Origin of the sequence: Ensifer sp. Root127 (genome assembly GCF_001425225.1) — a bacterium.
Classification (GTDB): Bacteria; Pseudomonadota; Alphaproteobacteria; order Rhizobiales; family Rhizobiaceae; genus Ensifer; species Ensifer canadensis.
The window spans coordinates 159,265-178,568 of record NZ_LMDX01000002.1 but is presented as its reverse complement, the minus strand read 5'-3'; the positions used below and the strand labels follow the sequence as shown (position 1 = coordinate 178,568).

Sequence of the window (19,304 nt, the reverse complement as noted above, 5' to 3'; positions counted from 1 at the left end):
GGGGATTGTTGTGTCATTTCAACAGTTCCGGCCGCCAAGCTCGGGTCGGGTGCCGCGTGATTTGCCGGCGACCCCGCTCGGTCTTGATCAATGGCCGTGCGTTTCAGCTCTGATGACAGCCTTCTCGCTCAGCGCCGAGCAAGTTCATTGCCACTCATCGCTGCCGGAAAGGGTCTGTGGATTATTTCTCGACAGTCGAGAAAATCAATGGCAGAGATTGACGAGGTGTCGACAAGGCGATCAGTGCCTTGCCTCGCCGTGCAACAGATGCTTTGGGAGGGCATGTGTTCGAAGGACCCGCCACCGGCAAGGACGTATGATGCTGACCAAGTCCAGCACTGAGCTCGTGCGTCAGCAGAACAGTGCGCTGGTCCTTGCCGCGCTCCGGCGCGCCCGCAATCTCTCGCATACCGAAATTTCCGCCGCAACCGGGCTCGCCTCGGCGACGGTGTCGGCGATCACGGCCGAGCTCGAGCGCGCCGGAGTGATCGCCAAGGCGGAACAGCATGTGCAGGGCGGACGAGGGCGCCCGCGCGTCCTGTTCACGCCACGTCGCGACTGCGGTTACATCGTCGTCGTGCGTATCTCTTCGGATGTGGTGCAGTATTCGCTGACCGACTATGGCGGCACGCTGCTCGACCGCTTCGAGGAGGGCCGCAATCACGACCAGCGCGGCACGGACGCGTTTGCGCGCACCTTCGTCGAGGCGCTGGAGCGCCTGCTGCAGCGCTCGCGCCTGACGCGCGACCGCGTGCTGGCCATCTCCATCAGCAGCAAGGGGCTGGTCGACGCCGATACGGACGCGGCACGGCTGCTCTGGTCTCCGGTGTTCGGCAGCGAGCAGCTCGACTTTGCCGCGTTGCTTGCGCCGGAATGGCGAGCGAGGGTGATGCTCAACAATGAGACCCTGCTGGTGGCACAGGCGCTGGCGGCCGAAGCGGAGCGCGCGCCGGACGGCGGATTTCGATCGCTTGCCGCCATCTCGCTCGGCCACAGCATCGGCCTCGGCGTTGCCCGCAAGGGCAGGTTCGGCGAGATCGACGTGACGGCGCCGAATTTCGGCCACATGCTGCATGCGCCATCGGCCGGACTGTGCCGTTGCGGCGCCTATGGCTGCATCGAAGCGGCTGCCGGTTTCTACGGCATTCTGCGGGCCGCCTTCGAAGTGCCGGCCGACACGATCCCGGCGAAATTCGTGCCAATTGCCGAAATGGACAAGATCGCAGCGAGTGCGCGCCAGGGGCATCGCATGGCCGGCTATGCCTTTCGCCAAGCTGGCATCGCGCTCGGCAACGGCGTCTCGCGCATGCTCAGTCTTTACGAGCGTATGCCGATCTACGTTACCGGCCCCGGCACGCGCTACTTCGATCTCTTGCGCGGCGGGTTGGAGGAGGGCGTATCCCAGTCACTCCAGCTCAGGCTTCAGGGCGCGCCCGAGATATCGGTCGTGCTCGACGAACAGCGGCTCGTGTTCGACGGCCATCTCGAGCGTGCTCTGGGCAAGATCGACAGCGAGATTGCTACGGCCGGATCGCACTAAGGAACAGCCGCTTTGGCGAGACGGGCGAGGCAACCATTTTTGGGGTTGTATCAAGGGCGAACAAACCAGCTAATACAATTTACAGTTATTTAGCAACTCCTTGTCAATGTGACATTGACGCGGGAGACGATGATGTTTTCAGTGATTGCATGCATACGCGATGATCACGATTGGCGTCTGGTGCTGGTGGCGGCCGTGGTTTGCCTGGCCGGTTGCGTCGCAACCATGCTGTTGCTGCTGCGTGCCCAGCGAAGCGAAGGCAGTCAGCGCGGTCTTTGGACCGCCGTCAGTGGTTTTGCCTGCGGCATCGGCGTCTGGTCCACTCATTTCATTGCCATGCTCGCCTATGATGGCGGGATGACGGTTTCCTATGGCGCCTGGGGGACGACGCTTTCGATCGTTCTCGCGATCGCGGCCGCCTGGGTTGCTTTCACGGTCGGGCTTGGCGCTCGCTCGCACTACGCCCTTGCATCTAGCGGTGTCATCCTGGGCGGCGGCATTGCCGCCATGCACTTTACCGGCATGCAGGCGCTCGAGATGCCGGGACACATTGTCTACGATGCAAGGTTCACGGTTTTCGGCATCGTCGCCGGCACCCTGCTGGCGATGGCAGCGCTGCATGCGTTTCATGTGCTGCGCAACGCCCGCAGGCTTGTCGTCTCGACGCTGCTGCTCGTCGTTGCCATCTGCGTCCTGCACTTCACCTCGATGAGTGGCATCACGCTGGTACCGGCGCCGGATATTCCGGCAGCCGATACCATCCATCCGGCCTGGCTTGCCGGCGGGGTCATTGCTGCCTCGACCATGCTGATCATCCTGGCCTTCGGCGCGCTGTTCGTCGATCGGCATCTGACCGACCTGCGCGGGCTTGCCAATGCATCGCTGGAAGGCATGGCCATCGTGCATGAAGGCCGCATCATCGACACCAACGAGCGTTTTGCGCGCCTGACGGGATGGAAGGTTTCGGAGCTCACCGGCCGAGATCCGGCGGAGGTTTTCGCCTTCGGTGAGGAAGGGCTGCAGAGCCATCATCGCGGCGACGGCCCCGGCGAAATCGATCTGATCAATGTGGCCGGCCAGTCCGTGCCGGTCGAGTTCATGTGCCGGACGGTCGAGTATCGCGGCCGCGAATGCGAGGTGATCTTCGTGCGCGACCTCAGCGCGCGCAAGGAAGCCGAGCGCACTATCGAGCATCTGGCCCACCACGATGTGCTGACCGATCTTCCCAATCGTGGTTTCTTCGACCGGCGCCTGGCCCAGGTCATGACGGTGGCGGCGGCGAAGAACGAGCAGCTTGCCATCCTTTGCCTCGACCTCGACCGCTTCAAGGCCGTCAACGACATTTTCGGCCATGGCGAGGGGGACCGCATCCTCATGAAGGTCGCCGACATCCTGCGCAAGGCGGTCGGCGAGGGGGATACCGTCGCCCGGCTGGGCGGCGACGAGTTTGCCATTCTTCAGGTGGGTGGCGAACAGCCCGACGCGGCGCGTCACCTGTCGGACCGCATCCTGACTTATTTTGCCGCCGAGATGGATACGAACCGCGATCCGACCGCCGTCGGCGTCAGCATCGGTGCTGCGATCTACCCTGCTGATGGCGACACGGCTGACCGGCTGCGCAACAATGCCGACACCGCTCTCTACCGCGCCAAACAATCGGGCAAGGGGATCGCCTGCTTCTTCGACACGGAAATGGACGAGACCGTGCGCACGCGACGGCAGATCGAAAACGACCTGCGCCATGCCGTGCTTCGCCGGCAGCTCTTCCTTGAATATCAACCGCTTGTCGATCTGCGCGGCGATCGGATCCTGGGCTACGAGGCGCTCTTGCGCTGGATGCATCCGGAGCGTGGCCTCATCAGCCCCGATGTCTTCATCCCGATCGCCGAGCAAAGCGGTTCGATCATCCAGATCGGCGAATGGGTGCTGGAGCAGGCCTGCAGGGAGGCGGCGAAATGGAACGAGCCTCTACCGGTTTCGGTCAATATCTCGCCGGTGCAGTTCCTGCTTCCCAATCTTTTCGATCAGATCTTTGGTATCCTGCGGCGAACGGGGCTGGAGCCGCGCCGGTTGGAGCTGGAGATCACCGAGGCGGCCCTTCTGCACAATCGCGAAGACGTTCTCGCCACCCTCGGACGACTGAGGATACATGGGGTGCGCATCGTCATGGATGATTTCGGCACCGGGCATTCCTCGCTCAGCAACCTGCAGACGTTCCCGTTCGACAAGCTGAAGATCGATTGCAGCTTCACTGCCGTGATCGACAAGGACCCTTCGGCGCACGCGATCGTCAGGGCGATCATTGCGCTTGGCAACAGCCTCAACCTGCCTGTCGTAACCGAAGGCGTGGAAACGGAGCGGCAAAGGCAGATCCTGGTCGACGAGGGCTGCCTCCAGGTTCAGGGCTTTCTCACTGGCAGGCCCGGCGTTGCCCCGAGCACCGGGCAGGAGGAGCAGTCAGGCGGATGGGAGAATGCGCCATTGCGCGCGGACGGCTGAGGCAATGAACTGAAACACGAAACGGCCGGGCGTGTCGCGCCCGGCCGTTTGTCTTTGCCAAACGGAAACCCGCTTCGCACTTTTCCTCGAAATGCTTTACGCGACGCTGATCTGGCGCTTTTCGATGACCGACTTCACGGCTGCGTCGGCAAGCGCGAGCGCTGCCAGGCCATCCTTGCCCGACGGGGTGATTTCCGTGCCCTTTTCGATCGCGGAGATGAAGCTCTCGATCTCGTTGGCATAGGCTTCGGTGTAGCGGGTCATGAAGAAATCGTGCAGCGGCGGGCGGGTGTAGCCTTCGCCATTGGCGATCTCGATCGACACCGGGCGCTGGTTTTCCGCCGAGACGACACCCTGGGAGCCGTGAACCTCGATGCGCTGGTCGTAGCCGTAGGTGGCGCGGCGCGAGTTGGAGATGATCGCCTGTTTGCCGGAGGCGGTCTGCAGGATGACGGACACACTGTCGTAGTCGCCGGCTTCGCCGATTGCCTTGTCGACGAGGACGGCGGCGGTCGCCGTTACCGATACGGGCTCTTCGCCGAGCAGGAAGCGCGCCATGTCGAAGTCATGGATCGTCATGTCGCGGAAGATTCCGCCCGAGCGCTTGATGTAGTCGACCGGCGGCGCGCCGGGATCGCGCGAGGTGATCGTCACCATCTCGACGTCGCCGATCTTGCCGGCGTCGATTGCCTGCTTGACGGCCATGAAATGCGGGTCGAAGCGGCGGTTGAAGCCGACCATCAGCTTGCCCTTGGTCTCGGCCACCACCTTCATGCAGGCCCGCACGCGATCGACATCGAGATCGATGGGCTTTTCGCAGAAGATCGCCTTGCCGGCGCGGGCGAAACGCTCGATCAGGTCGGCATGGGTATCGGTCGGCGTGCAGATGACAACGGCGTCGATATCGGCCGATTTTTCGATTGCCTCGATGGTGCGGACCTCGCAGCCATAGGCCTTGGCGATGGCATCGGCGGCGGCCGGAAAGGCGTCGGCCACGGCGACGAGCACGGCATCGGGATTGCCGCTGACGGCCTTTGCGTGAACCTTGCCGATGCGTCCGGCGCCCAGAAGACCAAATCTCACTGTCATCTCTGTCTCTCTCGAAATCCGGTCCTCGACCGGGAAGGTGCGTGATGATCGGCGCTCATCGCGCAAAGGCGCCGCGGAGGGGCAATTCCGCGATTGGGTTGCAAGGTGGTTGTCAGCGATGGTGCCCGAGCGGATGCCGCGCGCTTTCCTCTCCCTTGCCCGACCGTTTCTTCCGTGCGGGCGTCCGGCGCCATCTGTTCGGAATGAAATGGTCGAAGAAAACAATTTCGGAATTTTTATTCTATTTTCATGGTGCCCGTCAAGGGCGTGATGCGGTCGCGGGCTTGCGGCGGCCGGTGGATTTCCCCTACAAGACATCCGTTGCCGATCACGAGCGCAAGCACCCAGAGGACAGGATGATCAAACTCATCGACCCGGACCACGCCTTTTACCGTCCCTTGTGGCGGCGGGTTTTGATCTTTTTAGTCTGCGCCGGCTGGGCGGCGCTCGAATTCTATCACGACCAGCCGTTCTTCAGCATCATCGCTCTGGCGATCGCCGCCTATGTCGGGTCCTCTCTGCTGCTGTTTTACAAGCCGACAGACAAGACTGCCGGTGCTGAGGGCTCGGCGTCAAAAGACGAGACGCCCAAGGCTGACAACGACGCGTGAGCGGCGGTCAGGCCGCCTGCAATTGGCGCGACGCCTCGTCGATGAGCATGTTGGCGAGTTTCATCCGGACCGTCGCATTGGCGCGGTAGTCCTGCGGCAGGCGATCGGGATGATTGGCGGCGGCGAAGCTTCGCCGCTTGGCAGCGAGCGTCGTCAATGTCTCCCCTTCACCAAGGTCAAGTTCCTCGGCGACTTCGGCAAGGCTGATGCGGTTGAGAAATTCCGGCATCGGCTCTATCGGCGGCGGCTCGACGAAGGACGCATCGAAATAGGCTCGCTCGACGGCGCTGCGCGCAGCAGACGCGCTGTCGGCGCCGCCGGCGACGAACGTGGTTGCGAACAGAGGCGTGCGCGACGTCGCGAAAACCTCCGCATTGGCGGTCTCTTCCTCGTCTTCTTCCGTCTTCAGCCGCTCGAGCACGGACTGAAACACCGACATTCCGAACATGCAGCCTCCGCTATCCCGGCGCAAAATGCCGGATGGAGATTATCCCAGGCTGATCAACTTGATCATGCCCAGGCTGATCAACCAATGCTGGCTGATCATGCTCGTCCCTGTTTGAGAATGAGGTCGTAGAGCAGCTTGGCGCTCGGCGGCAGCGCGCGTCCCTCGGCGGTGATCAACCCATAGGGCTTGATGCGGATCGGGATCTCGGTTTTGAGGATGCGGATCTCGCCGGCCGGCGTGCCGTTGTCGGCGATCAGGTTGGCGACATCGAGCGCCACCGGCGCAATCGCATTGGTGTTGCGCACGATCGACAGCGTCAGGATGATCGACGAGGTGTTGATGACGGTCGCCGGTAGGCGCACACCCGCGGACATGAAGCTGTCTTCGACGGCGCGGCGCAGCAGCGTTCCCGGCGGCTGGAACACCCAGTCGTAGGCGGGCAGATCTTCGGCGCCGGCAATGGGCTTGTCGAGCAGCGGATGGCCGTCGCGCACGATCAGGCAGACCTCCTCGTAGCCGATCTCGACCATGTTGAAGAGCCGCGGGCTGAGATCGTCTGGGATGCGTCCGACGACGAAGTCGTGGCGGGCGGCGAGCAGCTCGCGCGTCAGCACATTGCTGTTTTCGATCTGGATGTTGATCTCGATGCCGGGATAGGCGGTGATGACCTGGCGGATTGCCGGAACGGCGAGGTTGAGCGCCGGCCCGGTCACCGAGCCGATCGACACCGAGCCGCCGCTGCCGGTCTTCAGTTCGCTGATCTCGCGCGAGGCCTCCCGCAGTTCCAGAAAGATCGTGCGCGCCCGCCGCGCCAACGCCTGGCCGTAGCGGGTCAGTTCTACGCCGCGTGCCACTCGCTCGCAGATCGGCGCCTTCAGGATCGTCTCGATCTCCGCCAGCATGCGCGAGGCGGCGGGCTGGGAGATGCCGAGCGTCTCGGCGGCCGCACTGATGCGACGATGATCGTCGATCGCCAGGATCAGCCGGAGGTGATTGATCTTCAGCCCTGAGCGAAAGAGCCCGCTGTCGAACTGTTCGGCGGCAATCCCTGTCGTGCCGGGCTTTCCTTCTTTCATCATCGTGGGCAATCCAGTTTTCAGGATGTTTCAAAAATCACACTGTTTTCGAGTAGTATATCAATATTGGTATGGTAGCAAAGCGATATTGTATTTGACAGTTATGGCTTTTGATTCCAGTTTTTCCCCATGTGCCAGTGCATGTGGGAGCATGCGGGCGGGGAGGACTTCCTTCACCTGGATCCACCGCCGGAGACGCGATCTCCGGGCCGGTGGATCGCTGCGCATAGGACGGGGAGGCTGCGGGCCTGCCGGCTTCAACACTTTTGGGAGAGACCAGATGAAATTGATTACTTCGCTTCTCGCAGCGGCCGCGATCTCCGTCGCGTCGTTTGCTGCGCCCGCCTTCGCACAGGACAAAGGCACGGTTGGCATTTCCATGCCGACGAAGACCTCGACCCGCTGGATCTCCGATGGCGAGACCATGGAGAAGCTGTTCAAGGAAGCCGGTTACACGCCGGACCTGCAGTTTGCCGACGATGATATTCCGAACCAGCTCGCCCAGATCGAAAACATGGTGACCAAGGGTGCCAAGGTTCTCGTCATCGGCGCCATCGACGGCACGACGCTTTCCGACATCCTGCAGAAGGCCCATGACGCCGGCGTCAAGGTCATCGCTTACGACCGTCTGATCCGCGATTCGGGCAATGTCGACTACTACGCCACCTTCGACAACTTCCAGGTCGGCGTGCAGCAGGCAACGTCGCTGGTGCAGGGCCTGAAGCTCGACGGCGCGACCGAGCCGAAGAACGTCGAACTCTTCGGCGGTTCGCCTGACGATAACAACGCCTTCTTCTTCTACGACGGTGCGATGTCGGTCCTGCAGCCGCTGATCGACAGCAACAAGATCGTCGTCAAGTCCGGCCAGAAGGGCATGGACCAGGTCGGCACGCTGCGCTGGGATGGTGCCGTTGCCCAGGCCCGCATGGAAAACCTGCTGTCCTCCAACTACACCGATGCCAAGGTCGATGGCGTTCTGTCGCCCTACGACGGCCTGTCCATCGGCATCATCTCGGCGCTGAAGGGCGTCGGCTATGGTTCCGGCGACATGGCGATGCCTGCCGTTACCGGTCAGGACGCCGAACTGCCTTCGGTCAAGTCGATCCTTGCCGGCGAACAGTATTCGTCGATCTTCAAGGACACGCGCGAACTCGCCAAGGTCACGGTCGGCATGGTCAATGCGATCATGGAAGGCAAGGAGCCGGAAGTGAACGACACCAAGACCTATGACAACGGCGTCAAGGTCGTTCCGTCCTACCTGCTGAAGCCGGTCGCGGTCGACAAGTCCAACATCAAGGATGTGCTGGTCTCCTCCGGTTACTACACCGAAGATCAGATCAACAACTGATAGGATGACGCACCTGAGGGTCCGCGATCCATCGCGGACCCTTTTATCCCGGTGAGGGAGCCTGTACTCTCTTGCCGACTGCCGCTGGAATGACTGAACATGGACAATATCATTCTCGAAATGCGTGGCATCACCAAGACGTTTCCGGGCGTCAAGGCGCTGGACAATGTCAGCTTCAAGGTTCGCGAAGGTGAGATCCACGCTCTGGTCGGTGAAAACGGTGCCGGCAAATCGACGCTGATGAAGGTACTGAGCGGCGTCTATCCCGCCGGCACCTATGACGGCGAGATCTACTACGACGGCGAGCCTCGCCGCTTCTCGACCATCTCTGACAGCGAACATCTCGGCATCATCATCATCCACCAGGAACTGGCGCTGGTTCCGCTGCTGTCGATCGCCGAAAACATCTTTCTCGGCAACGAGATCGCCACCAATGGGGTGATCCATTGGCCGCAGACCTTTGCCCGCACGCAGGAACTTCTGAAAAAGGTGGGCCTGAGCGAGCCGCCCGCCACGCTGATCACTGACATCGGCGTCGGCAAGCAGCAGCTGGTCGAGATCGCCAAGGCGCTGTCGAAGAAGGTGCGGCTGCTGATCCTCGACGAACCGACCGCCTCGCTCAACGAAAACGATTCTGACGCGCTCTTGAAGCTCTTGATGGAGTTTCGCGCGCAGGGCATGACTTCGATCATCATTTCGCACAAGCTGAACGAGATCCGCAAGGTCGCCGACCAGATCACCATCCTGCGCGACGGCGGAACCGTTGAAACGCTCGACTGTCAGACCGAGGATATCGGCGAAGACCGGATCATCAAGGGCATGGTCGGTCGTGCGATGGAAGATCGTTACCCGCCGCGCGAGCCCAAGATCGGCGAGACGCTCTTGGAAGTGAAGAACTGGAACGTCTTCCACCAGCATCACCGCGACCGGCAGTTCCTGCACGACGTCAATTTTACCGTGCGCGCCGGCGAAGTCGTCGGCATCGCCGGCCTGATGGGGGCGGGGCGAACCGAAACGGCGATGAGCATCTTCGGCAAGTCCTGGGGGCACAAGATCACCGGCGACGTCCTGATGCGCGGCAAGCCGGTCGACGTCAGCACCATCCCCCGCGCCATCGACGCTGGTCTCGCCTATGTCACCGAAGACCGCAAGCAACTGGGTCTCGTGCTGATCAACAACATCAAGGAGAACACCACGCTCTCCAACCTGAAGGCGGTGGCGTCCAACGGCGTCATCGACGATCGCAAGGAGGTCAAGGTCGCCTCCGACTATCGTTCGAAGCTGCGCATCCGCTCGCACTCGATCTATCAGGAAACGGTCAATCTTTCCGGCGGCAATCAGCAGAAGGTGGTGCTGTCGAAGTGGCTGTTCACCAATCCGGAAGTCCTCATCCTCGACGAGCCGACACGCGGTATCGATATCGGCGCGAAGTATGAGATCTACACCATCATCAACCAGCTTGCAGCCGAGGGCAAAGGCATCGTGATGATTTCATCGGAGATGCCGGAACTGCTTGGAACCTGCGACCGCATCTACGTCATGAACGAGGGCCGCATCGTCGCCGAGCTTTCAAAGGCCGAAGCGAGCCAGGAATCCATCATGCGTGCCATCATGCGTTCAGGGGAGAAACACTAATGGTCGCCGATACGAGCACCCAACCGAACAAACCCTCGATCGGGGACTATCTCAAGAACAACATCCGCGAATACGGCCTCCTGGTCGCGCTCGTGGTCATCATGCTGTTCTTCCAGTTCGTCACCAACGGCGTGCTGTTCCGCCCGGTCAACATCACCAACCTGGTGCTGCAGAACTCGTTCATCGTCATCATGGCGCTGGGCATGCTGCTGATCATCGTCGCCGGACACATCGACCTTTCGGTCGGCTCGATCGTCGCCTTCATCGGGGCGATATCGGCGATCATGCTGGTCAAGTGGGGCCTGCCGGCCTTCGTCGTCATTCCTGCCTGTCTTGTTGTCGGCGGCATCATGGGGGCGGCGCAGGGTTACTGGGTCGCCTATCAGAAGATCCCGTCCTTCATCGTCACGCTTGCCGGCATGCTGGTCTTCCGCGGGCTCACCTACGTGGTGCTCGGCGGCCGGCCGATCGGTCCGTTCCCGAAGGAGTTTCAGCTGCTTTCGACAGGCTTCGTTCCGGATTTCCTCTACTTCCTCAATCCGAGGCCCGACCTCATCCAGAACATGGTGGCGCTGGTGGCGGTGCTGGCACTCGTCGGCTACGCCATCTATGCGGGCGTGCGCAATCGCCGGGTCAACGAGCAGCACGGTAGCGAAAACGAGCCCTTCGTCTTCTTCGCCATCCAGATGGCGGTCATCGCCGTCGTTGCGCTGTTCATCGGCTATCAGCTTTCGACCTATCGCGGCCTGCCCAACGTGCTGATTGCCATGGGCGTGCTGATCGCGCTCTATACCTTCGTCACCACGCGCTCGACGATCGGCCGTCGCATCTATGCCATGGGCGGCAACGTCAAGGCGGCGAAGCTCTCCGGCATCAACACCGAGCGGCTGACGTTCTACACCTTCATCAACATGGGTGTTCTGGCCGCACTTGCCGGCATGATCATCACCGCCCGCCTCAACTCGGCAACGCCGAAGGCCGGCCAAGGCTTTGAACTCGACGTGATTGCGGCCTGCTTCATCGGCGGCGCCTCAGCGTCCGGCGGCGTCGGCAAGATCATCGGCGCGGTGATCGGGGCCTTCATCATGGGCGTGATGAACAATGGCATGTCGATCATGGGCATCGGCATCGACTACCAGCAGCTGATCAAGGGTCTGGTGCTGCTCGCTGCCGTCTTCTTCGACGTCTACAACAAGAACAAGGGCTGACCAGCGACCGAACGGCCCGGATCGAACCAGTACCATTGAACGGGCAGCTCCGGCTGCCGGGAGTGACAGCCCGGACTGTCAGGATTGGGTGGCGAGAGCCACCCGAGGGGCCGCGGTTTGCCTGAGATCAGGCGCGAGCAAGGCCCGAACGATGCAAGGAAGGACAGGATCGTGCTGATTTCTCAGATCAGGAACGAAGACGGATCGACAACGGTCGCGGTACGCGCGCCGGGCGAGGTTGCCCGCGCAGTCAACGGCGCGGCGAGCGTCTATGCACTGGCGATGGACGCGGCCAATGCCGGGCGTAGCCTCAAGGACACGATCGAGGCAAAGGGTCTTGGTGCTGCCGTCGATCTCGAAAAGGCCTATGCCGAAGGCCGTCTTCTGCCGCCGATCACCCACCCCGACCCCGCGCACCTGCATCTGACCGGAACGGGGCTGACGCATCTTGGTTCAGCCGCGACCCGCGACGCCATGCACAAAAAGACGACCGAGGCGGCGGAGGAGACGCTGACCGACTCGATGAAGATGTTCCGCATGGGCCTTGAAGGCGGCAAGCCGCAACCGGGCGAAACCGGCGTGCAGCCGGAATGGTTCTACAAGGGTAACGGCACCTCCGCCGTCGCGCCCGGTTCGGCGCTCGTCTCTCCGGCCTTTGCCGAAGACGGTGGGGAGGAGCCGGAGATGGCCGGCATCTACGTGATCTCTGACAAGGGCATGCCGTTCCGTATCGGCTTTGCCGTCGCCAACGAGTTTTCCGATCACAAGACCGAGCGGGTCAACTATCTCTGGCTCGCGCATTCGAAGCTGCGCCAGGCGAGCTTCGGGCCGGAAATCCGCGTCGGCGCAGCACCCGACGATATCAGAGGCACCTCGCGTATCCTGCGGAGCGGCAAGGTTCTGTGGGAAAAGCCGTTCCTATCGGGCGAAGCCAACATGTCGCACAGCTTTGCCAACCTCGAGCATCACCATTTCAAATATGGCCTGTTCCGCCAGCCGGGGGACATCCACGTCCACATGTTCGGCACGGCGACGCTCTCCTTCGGCGATGGTATCCGCACGGAAGAGGGGGATGTCTTCGAGATCGAGGCTGCCGAATTCGGCCTTCCCTTGCGCAATCCGCTCGCAATCGCCGCCGCCGAACCGGTCGCCATACATCAGCTCTGACATATGCGGTATGCCAGTGGCAGGCCGCGACAGGCGCGGTTGCCCGCGAAAAGTAGATGAAGGAGGCTGAGGCCCATGACATTGCACCAAAACCTGATTGCCGGCGAATGGGTTGGCGGTGATGGCGTTGCCAATATCAATCCGTCCGACACCAACGACGTGATCGGGGAATATGCCCGCGCCTCGGCCGAGGATGCGAAGGCGGCGATTGCTGCGGCCAAGGCGGCCTTTCCGGCCTGGTCGCGCTTCGGCATCCTCGAGCGTCATGCGATCCTTCGAAAGACCGCAGACGAGATCCTGGCGCGCAAGGACGAGCTCGGGCGACTGTTGTCGCGCGAAGAGGGCAAGACGCTGGCGGAAGGCATCGGCGAGACCGTGCGCGCCGGCCAGATCTTTGACTTCTTTGCCGGTGAGGCGCTGCGATTGGCTGGCGAGGTCATCCCCTCGGTGCGCCCTGATATCGGCGTCGAGATCACCCGCGAGCCGGTCGGCGTCGTCGGCATCATCACGCCRTGGAATTTCCCGATCGCCATTCCCGCCTGGAAGATCGCGCCGGCGCTCTGCTATGGCAACACCATCGTCTTCAAGCCGGCCGAACTGGTGCCCGGTTGCTCCTGGGCGATCGTCGAYATTCTCCATCGCGCCGGCCTGCCGAAGGGCGTGYTGAACCTGGTGATGGGCAAGGGCTCGGTCGTCGGCCAGACGATGCTCGACAGCCCCGACATCCAGGCGATCACCTTTACCGGCTCGACCGGCACCGGCAAACGCGTGGCACTGGCCTCGGTCGAGCACAATCGCAARTACCAGCTGGARATGGGCGGCAAGAACCCGTTCGTGGTGCTCGAYGACGCCGATCTYGGCGTTGCCGTCGAAGCCGCCGTCAACTCCGCCTTCTTCTCCACCGGCCAGCGYTGCACCGCSTCGTCGCGGGTGATCGTGACCGAAGGCATTCACGACCGGTTCGTGGCGGCRATGGGCGAGCGCATGAAGGGGCTCACCATCGACGAYGCGCTGAAGGCCGGCACCCATATCGGCCCGGTGGTCGACCAGAGCCAGCTCAACCAGGACACCGACTAYATCGCCATCGGCAAACRGGAMGGCGCSAAACTCGCCTTCGGCGGCGAGCTTYTGAAGCGYGACACGCCCGGCTTCTACCTGCAGCCGGCGCTGTTTACCGAGGCAACCAACCAGATGCGCATCTCGCGTGAAGAAATCTTCGGACCGGTCGCTTCGGTGATCCGGGTGAAGGATTATGACGAGGCGCTTGCCGTYGCCAATGGACGAGGCGCTTGCCGTTGCCAATGTAGGTCTCATGACAGCTGCCGCAATCCTTGCCGAGCATGCCGAGTGCCGCACCGACGCCAGCCTGATCGCAATTCCAGCTCGAGAAACCGCGGCTCCAGCGACGCATTTCAAGCGCAATGCCGAGGCCGGCATGGTGATGGTCAACCTGCCGACCGCCGGCGTCGATTTCCACGTGCCCTTCGGTGGCCGCAAGGGCTCCTCCCATGGCTCGCGCGAGCARGGTCGCYACGCCGCCGAATTCTACACAACCGTCAAGACCGCATACACCCTGGCTTAATGGGCGCCGTCGCAGGCCCGCGTTACGGCGCGGGCCGCTCAAGGAAGGATAAGATGAAGAAGAAAGCTGAGTGGCCGCGCAAGCTGCGTTCGCAGGAATGGTTCGGTGGCACGGGGAAGAATGCCATCATGCATCGCTCCTGGATGAAGAACCAGGGTCTGCCCGCCGATACGTTCGACGGCCGGCCGATCATTGGCATCTGCAACACCTGGTCGGAACTGACGCCGTGCAACGCGCATCTGCGCGATCTCGCCGAGCGAGTGAAGCGCGGGGTCTACGAGGCGGGTGGTTTCCCGGTCGAATTCCCGGTGTTTTCCGTGGGCGAGAGCACGCTACGGCCGACGGCGATGATGTTCCGTAACCTCGCGGCCATGGATGTCGAAGAGGCGATCCGCGGCAATCCGGTCGATGGCGTCGTGCTGCTCGGCGGCTGTGACAAGACCACGCCGAGCCTGCTCATGGGGGCGGCGAGCGTCGACATCCCGGTCATTCTGGTCTCCGGCGGCCCGATGCTGAACGGCAAGTGGCGCGGCAAGGACGTCGGGTCCGGTACCGCCATCTGGCAGTTTTCCGAAATGGTGAAGTCCGGCGAGATGTCTCTGGCCGAATTCATGGATGCGGAGCAGGGCATGGCCCGTTCGGCCGGCAGTTGCATGACCATGGGCACGGCCTCGACCATGGCGTCGATGGCCGAAGCGCTCGGCATGACGCTGCCCGGCAATGCGACAATTCCCGCTGTCGACGCCCGCCGGCGGGTGATCTCCCAGCTTTCCGGCCGCCGCATCGTCGACATGGTCAAGGAAGATCTGAAGCCGTCCGATGTCCTGACCAGGCAAGCCTTCGAAAACGCCATCCGCGTCAACGGTGCCGTCGGGGGCTCGACCAATGCCGTGCTGCATCTTCTGGCGCTCGCCGGTCGTATCGGCGTTGACCTGACGCTGGACGACTGGGACCGGCTTGGCCGCGACGTGCCGACGATCGTCAACCTGCAGCCGTCGGGCAAGCACCTGATGGAAGAGTTCTACTATGCAGGCGGTCTGCCGGTGGTCATCAAGGCGGTCGGCGAGATGGGCCTCCTCCACAAGGACGCCTTGACGGTTACCGGCGATACGATCTGGAACGGCGTCAAGGATGTCACCAACTACAATGACGATGTCATCGTGCCGCGCGAAAAGGCGTTGACGCAGTCGGGCGGCATCGCCGTGTTGCGCGGCAATCTGGCGCCCAAGGGCTGCGTACTGAAACCTTCGGCTGCGTCGCCGCACCTGATGCAGCACACGGGCCGCGCCGTCGTCTTCGAAAGCATCGAGGACTACCACGCCCGCATCAACCGCGACGATCTCGACATCGACGAGACCTGCGTCATGGTGCTGAAATACTGCGGCCCGAAGGGCTATCCCGGGATGGCCGAGGTCGGCAATATGGGGCTGCCGCCGAAGGTGCTGAAGAAGGGCATTACCGACATGATCCGCATTTCCGATGCGCGCATGTCGGGCACCGCCTATGGCACCGTCATCCTACACACCGCACCGGAAGCGGCGGACGGCGGCCCGCTGGCGCTGGTCGAGAACGGCGACATGATTGCGGTCGATGTTCCCGCCCGCACCATCCGGCTCGATGTTTCCGATGACGAACTGGCTCGGCGTCGGGCGGCGTGGGTTTCTCCGGTGAAGCCGCAAAAGGGCGGTTATGGCGGCCTTTACGTCAACACGGTGATGCAGGCCGACACCGGCGCCGACCTCGACTTCCTTGTCGGCACGCGCGGTTCTGTCGTCGAACGCGACAGCCACTAGCAGTTTGAGCCGCCACGGCCCGCCGATGCCGATTTATCCCGGCTTCGGCGGGCCGTGGTGGCTTTATTTTAGCGCATTCTTAAGATTGTCGAGTTCGCGAGTTTCACGCCGCCGGTATCCGGTGTAATGATGCAAGCGGAGTAGAATTTTGGGGACCGTGACGCTTTGCTCTCTTCCTGTCCGCAGGAGGCAGACGAGCGTCGCAGCATTGCATCTCAGACTATTGATTTAAGCTTCGTCTGTATTCGCGGGAGGTGTGTGTTGCTCTGCCGTGGTGCCGGTCGTTCACTTGCAGCAAAGCGGGTGATGCATGATCCTACGTGAACGGATCGATATTCCTGCCGACAAAACGTTCGACATTTGCATCGTCGGGGCCGGTGCGAGTGGATTGACGATCGCGTCGGATTTCGCCGGTGGACGCGTTTCCGTCTGCGTGCTCGAAAGCGGAGGGGCCGATGCGATCCCGACGGCCAGTGATCTCTCGGCGGGCGAAAGCACCGGGCTCACCTATGCCGAACTCGATACATGCAGGCTGCGCGGCTTGGGCGGCAGCACCCAGGCCCTGGGCTGGGGTGGTCTCTGCAAGCCGCTCGACGAGCAGGATTTCGCGGTACGCCCCTGGGTCCGGCACAGCGGCTGGCCCTTCGGCCGCGAGCATCTCCTTCCCTATTACCGACGCGCGCAGAAAACGCTAGGGATTGCGGATGTCGAGGCGCTTGGCCAGCGGCAGCCGCTGTTTCCGGGGAGGTCCGACATCATCTCCGTCGATCATCTCGAGCTCTGTCGGCACAATCGGCCCGGCAAACGCCTGCGTCATGCCCTCGAAAACGCTGACAATATCAGCATCCTTCTGCATTCCACGCTGCTCTATCTTTCGTTTGATGAAGAAAAGCGCACGGTCGGATCGGCTGTCGTCAAAAACGGGGCTGACGAAACCATTCACATCCGAGCGCGGACGTTCGTGCTTGCCGCCGGTGGCATCGAGAACGCGCGTCTCTTGTTGCTGAGCGGCGGACCGGGGAGCGACGACAGAACCACTGGGCGGTTTTTCATGGATCATCCGCGATTTTCCATCGGCACGCTGGTGCCGGCCAATGGCAGTGTTCTGAGAACTCTCAACGCTCTTGATCGAATCCGGATCGCGCGCGGCCAGCGGATCCGCGATGCGTTGAGTTACACGCGACAGCGCCCGTATCTCGTCAACGGGCTGACGCTGCCGGCGGAATTGCAGCAGCGCGAGGAGCTTCTCAATTATCGAGCATGGCTCGAGCCATGCTTCATCGGCCAGGACACAGCCAAGCTGCAGGCGATGAAAGAGAAACTGCTCGCTTACAGGGAGCAGCGGCTGCATGGCGTGGAGGCGAAGTCGGCGGTCCGCGCGGCGGGCAAGGAGGGTCTGGTCAGTTGGACCTGGCTCATGCATCTCGTGCGGCCCTCAAGCCTTCTGCGTTCCTTTCGCCTGCTTCACATCGTGGAGCCGGAACCGGAACCGGAAAGCCGCGTCATGCTGTCGAACAAGAAGGACCGTTTCGGATTGCCGATGGTCAATCTGCGCTGGCAGCTTTCGGCCAAAACGGTCGATTCCGTCATGCGTACGATCACAATTTTAGGCAGCGAGTTGACGAAGACCGGCCTGGGCAAGCTGATCGTGAAACCAGAGGAATTGACCGGGCTCGAAAAGCCGATGTGGACCTGGCACCACATGGGCACGACACGGATGCACGTGGACCCCGGTCAAGGGGTCGTGGATACGCAATGCAAGGTCCACGGAACGGATAACCTTTTCATCGCTGGCAGTTCAGTTTTTCCGACGGCTGGAAATGATACGCCAACCCTTACCGTCGTGGCGCTCGCCCACCGCCTCGCCGACCATCTGCTGCAGGTGGTTGGCGGATAGCTTGTCGGTGACTGGGGCGGTCGACGCACCAGCCAGCGCAATCCTTCTCAAAGTTTCATCCGACCCCAGGAAAAACAGCTGCGCCGCGATCGTACGGCTTCATTTTTCCGTCGGCGCGCTGGCGCCGGCCAAATCCGGAAAGCCGCGTCATGCGGACGACCCTAAGCTGAATTTACGGCGTTTCAGGAGATGGTTCTGGGGGACCTTTAGGCACAGGCACGAGATGGAATTGCTCAGCCCAATGGCATAACCCCACCGCTCCAGCGTTGAGCGCTGTCCCGCTTTCCGTCAGTGAATAGACGACCTTGGTCGGGGAACCCGGATAGACTTTTCGGTTCACAAGCCCGTCGGCCTCCAGTTCACGCAATTGCTGCGTCAGCATCTTTTCACTGACCGCAGGGATAGACTGCCGCAGCCGGCCAAATCGACGGGGCGCTGTGCCGAGCTCGCAAAGGATAGTTATCTTCCACTTGCCGGCGACCATCTTCATCGCTGTCGAAAAACCATTGTCCATAGGCCAGTCCGTCCCATTCGCCTTACCTGCGGGTAACCACTTACGCTTCTGTGCGTATTGGCACAGTACTCTTCACATCGTAGCTCTCTCAACGGCAAGCGTACCGAGCGTTGTGCCGACCAATATGGGGTGTCGGAATGAGGCCTGCAATCAGTGTTTTGGGGACCGGACGCATGGGATCGAGGGACCGAACAGCATCTTGCGGCCAGCCAGCCGACCCCATGACGGCCAGCTGGTTCCGGCAAAAGAAGGAGGACGCGCTCGGGTCTTGTTGCCTGCGCAGCAATTCAAAGTGCTACAGCGACCTTTGGGCGTCAAATAAGACGCGCGGCGCTGTAGTCAGACCAATGATCCATAGGAGTAGAATAAAATGCCTTTAGCGCATCTCATCGATTCGTACTGCGCTGCATGGTCGAACGAGGACGGCGAGCAGCGGCGGGCGTTGCTGCTGCCGATCTGGGCCGACGGCGCAACGTATACGGATCCAACAGTTCATGCTGCTGGCGCAGAAGAACTGCTCGCGCACATCGCAGGAATACAGGCCAAGCATCCTGGTGCACGCATTGCACGGACAAGCGACGTGGATGTTCATCATGGGATCGCACGCTTCGCGTGGAGGTTTGTGATGCCGGACGGATCATCCTTCCCTGAGGGGCTGGACATCATCTTCCTCCACCCTGGGCAGGAGCGGATAACACGGGTCGTGGGCTTTTTCGGGCCGTTGGTAAGGTCTTCAGGGGCATAGGCCCCCAATGGCGTGCTGTGGAAGCCGATCTGCAAAGAGGGTGTCGGCCCGATGCACCGGCGTTTTCGGCATTCGATATCGTCGAACGAGATCGAGAATTGATGCCGGACGGAGTTCGATGGGGCGCACTGCGGTGCGCCCCATCGCCAACC

The 19,304-nt window shown here is 61.9% G+C and carries 16 protein-coding genes and 1 pseudogene; 11 read left to right on the top strand and 6 right to left on the bottom strand.

The features are described from left to right. Nucleotides 1–319: 319 nt before the first annotated feature. On the top strand, nucleotides 320–1,540 hold the full coding sequence (locus ASD03_RS07570) for an ROK family transcriptional regulator (RefSeq protein ID WP_025428051.1): 1,221 nt from the start codon (nucleotides 320–322) through the stop codon (nucleotides 1,538–1,540). Between the two features lie 132 nt (nucleotides 1,541–1,672). After that, on the top strand, nucleotides 1,673–4,039 hold the full coding sequence (locus ASD03_RS07565) for an EAL domain-containing protein (protein ID WP_025428050.1): 2,367 nt from the start codon (nucleotides 1,673–1,675) through the stop codon (nucleotides 4,037–4,039). A gap of 96 nt (nucleotides 4,040–4,135) precedes the next feature. Here the strand turns inward: ASD03_RS07565 and iolG are convergent, their stop codons facing one another. Then, the gene (gene iolG, locus ASD03_RS07560) at nucleotides 4,136–5,128 is read right to left on the bottom strand and encodes an inositol 2-dehydrogenase (protein ID WP_025428049.1); all 993 of its coding nucleotides are present in this window, start codon (nucleotides 5,126–5,128) and stop codon (nucleotides 4,136–4,138) included. Nucleotides 5,129–5,172: 44 nt separating this feature from the next. Between iolG and ASD03_RS41235 the strand changes: the two genes are divergently transcribed. Next, nucleotides 5,173–5,739, top strand: a complete 567-nt coding sequence (locus ASD03_RS41235) for a hypothetical protein (RefSeq protein WP_309141689.1) — start codon at nucleotides 5,173–5,175, stop codon at nucleotides 5,737–5,739. Nucleotides 5,740–5,746: 7 nt separating this feature from the next. Here the strand turns inward: ASD03_RS41235 and ASD03_RS07550 are convergent, their stop codons facing one another. Further along, a complete protein-coding gene (locus ASD03_RS07550; protein WP_025428047.1) occupies nucleotides 5,747–6,187 on the bottom strand; it encodes a hypothetical protein in 441 nt (146 codons plus the stop codon). A 95-nt stretch (nucleotides 6,188–6,282) separates the two neighbouring features. Next, complete coding sequence (locus ASD03_RS07545) at nucleotides 6,283–7,263, bottom strand: LysR family transcriptional regulator (RefSeq protein ID WP_025428046.1); 981 nt, start codon at nucleotides 7,261–7,263, stop codon at nucleotides 6,283–6,285. A 280-nt stretch (nucleotides 7,264–7,543) separates the two neighbouring features. On the opposite strand from ASD03_RS07545, the gene chvE reads away from it, so the two are divergent. The 6 genes and pseudogenes from chvE to araD all read left to right on the top strand — a co-directional run bounded on the left by chvE (nucleotide 7,544) and on the right by araD (nucleotide 15,996). Continuing rightward, a complete protein-coding gene (chvE, locus tag ASD03_RS07540) occupies nucleotides 7,544–8,611 on the top strand; it encodes a multiple monosaccharide ABC transporter substrate-binding protein (RefSeq protein ID WP_025428045.1) in 1,068 nt (355 codons plus the stop codon). Nucleotides 8,612–8,710: 99 nt separating this feature from the next. Continuing rightward, nucleotides 8,711–10,246 (top strand): multiple monosaccharide ABC transporter ATP-binding protein, encoded by a 1,536-nt coding sequence (gene mmsA / locus ASD03_RS07535; protein ID WP_025428044.1) that lies wholly within the window; start codon nucleotides 8,711–8,713, stop codon nucleotides 10,244–10,246. Beyond that, a complete protein-coding gene (gene mmsB / locus ASD03_RS07530) occupies nucleotides 10,246–11,454 on the top strand; it encodes a multiple monosaccharide ABC transporter permease (protein ID WP_025428043.1) in 1,209 nt (402 codons plus the stop codon). Before mmsA ends, mmsB begins: the two co-directional genes overlap by 1 nt. Nucleotides 11,455–11,625: 171 nt before the next feature. Next, nucleotides 11,626–12,621, top strand: coding sequence for an AraD1 family protein (araD1, locus tag ASD03_RS07525; RefSeq protein WP_025428042.1), 996 nt, complete (start codon nucleotides 11,626–11,628; stop codon nucleotides 12,619–12,621). 75 nt (nucleotides 12,622–12,696) lie between these two features. Further along, nucleotides 12,697–14,203 (top strand): annotated as a pseudogene (locus ASD03_RS37370) (aldehyde dehydrogenase family protein). A gap of 53 nt (nucleotides 14,204–14,256) precedes the next feature. Further along, the gene (gene araD / locus ASD03_RS07520; RefSeq protein WP_057212614.1) at nucleotides 14,257–15,996 is read left to right on the top strand and encodes an L-arabinonate dehydratase; all 1,740 of its coding nucleotides are present in this window, start codon (nucleotides 14,257–14,259) and stop codon (nucleotides 15,994–15,996) included. 316 nt (nucleotides 15,997–16,312) lie between these two features. Here araD and ASD03_RS39650 read toward each other — a convergent pair whose 3' ends face one another. After that, complete coding sequence (locus ASD03_RS39650; protein ID WP_158071695.1) at nucleotides 16,313–16,654, bottom strand: hypothetical protein; 342 nt, start codon at nucleotides 16,652–16,654, stop codon at nucleotides 16,313–16,315. Nucleotides 16,655–16,687: 33 nt separating this feature from the next. Continuing rightward, the gene (locus ASD03_RS39645) at nucleotides 16,688–17,056 is read right to left on the bottom strand and encodes a hypothetical protein (protein ID WP_158071696.1); all 369 of its coding nucleotides are present in this window, start codon (nucleotides 17,054–17,056) and stop codon (nucleotides 16,688–16,690) included. A 24-nt stretch (nucleotides 17,057–17,080) separates the two neighbouring features. Here ASD03_RS39645 and ASD03_RS39640 point away from each other — a divergent pair, with 24 nt between their 5' ends. Continuing rightward, the gene (locus tag ASD03_RS39640) at nucleotides 17,081–17,893 is read left to right on the top strand and encodes a GMC family oxidoreductase (protein ID WP_158071697.1); all 813 of its coding nucleotides are present in this window, start codon (nucleotides 17,081–17,083) and stop codon (nucleotides 17,891–17,893) included. A 172-nt stretch (nucleotides 17,894–18,065) separates the two neighbouring features. Here ASD03_RS39640 and ASD03_RS07510 read toward each other — a convergent pair whose 3' ends face one another. Continuing rightward, nucleotides 18,066–18,407 carry a helix-turn-helix domain-containing protein gene (locus ASD03_RS07510; protein ID WP_025428038.1) on the bottom strand — a complete coding sequence of 114 codons (342 nt, stop codon included), beginning with the start codon at nucleotides 18,405–18,407 and terminating at the stop codon, nucleotides 18,066–18,068. A gap of 370 nt (nucleotides 18,408–18,777) precedes the next feature. Here ASD03_RS07510 and ASD03_RS07505 point away from each other — a divergent pair, with 370 nt between their 5' ends. Beyond that, complete coding sequence (locus ASD03_RS07505) at nucleotides 18,778–19,152, top strand: hypothetical protein (RefSeq protein WP_025428037.1); 375 nt, start codon at nucleotides 18,778–18,780, stop codon at nucleotides 19,150–19,152. Nucleotides 19,153–19,304 lie beyond the last annotated feature (152 nt).

Bases quoted from the DNA above. Each gene is read 5' to 3' on its own strand.
- ASD03_RS07570 (WP_025428051.1), top strand. From the start codon at position 320: ATGCTGACCAAGTCCAGCACTGAGCTCGTGCGTCAGCAGAACAGTGCG.
- ASD03_RS07565 (WP_025428050.1), top strand. From the start codon at position 1,673: ATGTTTTCAGTGATTGCATGCATACGCGATGATCACGATTGGCGTCTG.
- iolG (WP_025428049.1), bottom strand. From the start codon at position 5,128: ATGACAGTGAGATTTGGTCTTCTGGGCGCCGGACGCATCGGCAAGGTT.
- ASD03_RS41235 (WP_309141689.1), top strand. From the start codon at position 5,173: ATGATCGGCGCTCATCGCGCAAAGGCGCCGCGGAGGGGCAATTCCGCG.
- ASD03_RS07550 (WP_025428047.1), bottom strand. From the start codon at position 6,187: ATGTTCGGAATGTCGGTGTTTCAGTCCGTGCTCGAGCGGCTGAAGACG.
- ASD03_RS07545 (WP_025428046.1), bottom strand. From the start codon at position 7,263: ATGAAAGAAGGAAAGCCCGGCACGACAGGGATTGCCGCCGAACAGTTC.
- chvE (WP_025428045.1), top strand. From the start codon at position 7,544: ATGAAATTGATTACTTCGCTTCTCGCAGCGGCCGCGATCTCCGTCGCG.
- mmsA (WP_025428044.1), top strand. From the start codon at position 8,711: ATGGACAATATCATTCTCGAAATGCGTGGCATCACCAAGACGTTTCCG.
- mmsB (WP_025428043.1), top strand. From the start codon at position 10,246: ATGGTCGCCGATACGAGCACCCAACCGAACAAACCCTCGATCGGGGAC.
- araD (WP_057212614.1), top strand. From the start codon at position 14,257: ATGAAGAAGAAAGCTGAGTGGCCGCGCAAGCTGCGTTCGCAGGAATGG.
- ASD03_RS39650 (WP_158071695.1), bottom strand. From the start codon at position 16,654: ATGCTCGCGGCCGAAGGGCCAGCCGCTGTGCCGGACCCAGGGGCGTAC.
- ASD03_RS39645 (WP_158071696.1), bottom strand. From the start codon at position 17,056: ATGATCCATGAAAAACCGCCCAGTGGTTCTGTCGTCGCTCCCCGGTCC.
- ASD03_RS07510 (WP_025428038.1), bottom strand. From the start codon at position 18,407: ATGGACAATGGTTTTTCGACAGCGATGAAGATGGTCGCCGGCAAGTGG.
- ASD03_RS07505 (WP_025428037.1), top strand. From the start codon at position 18,778: ATGCCTTTAGCGCATCTCATCGATTCGTACTGCGCTGCATGGTCGAAC.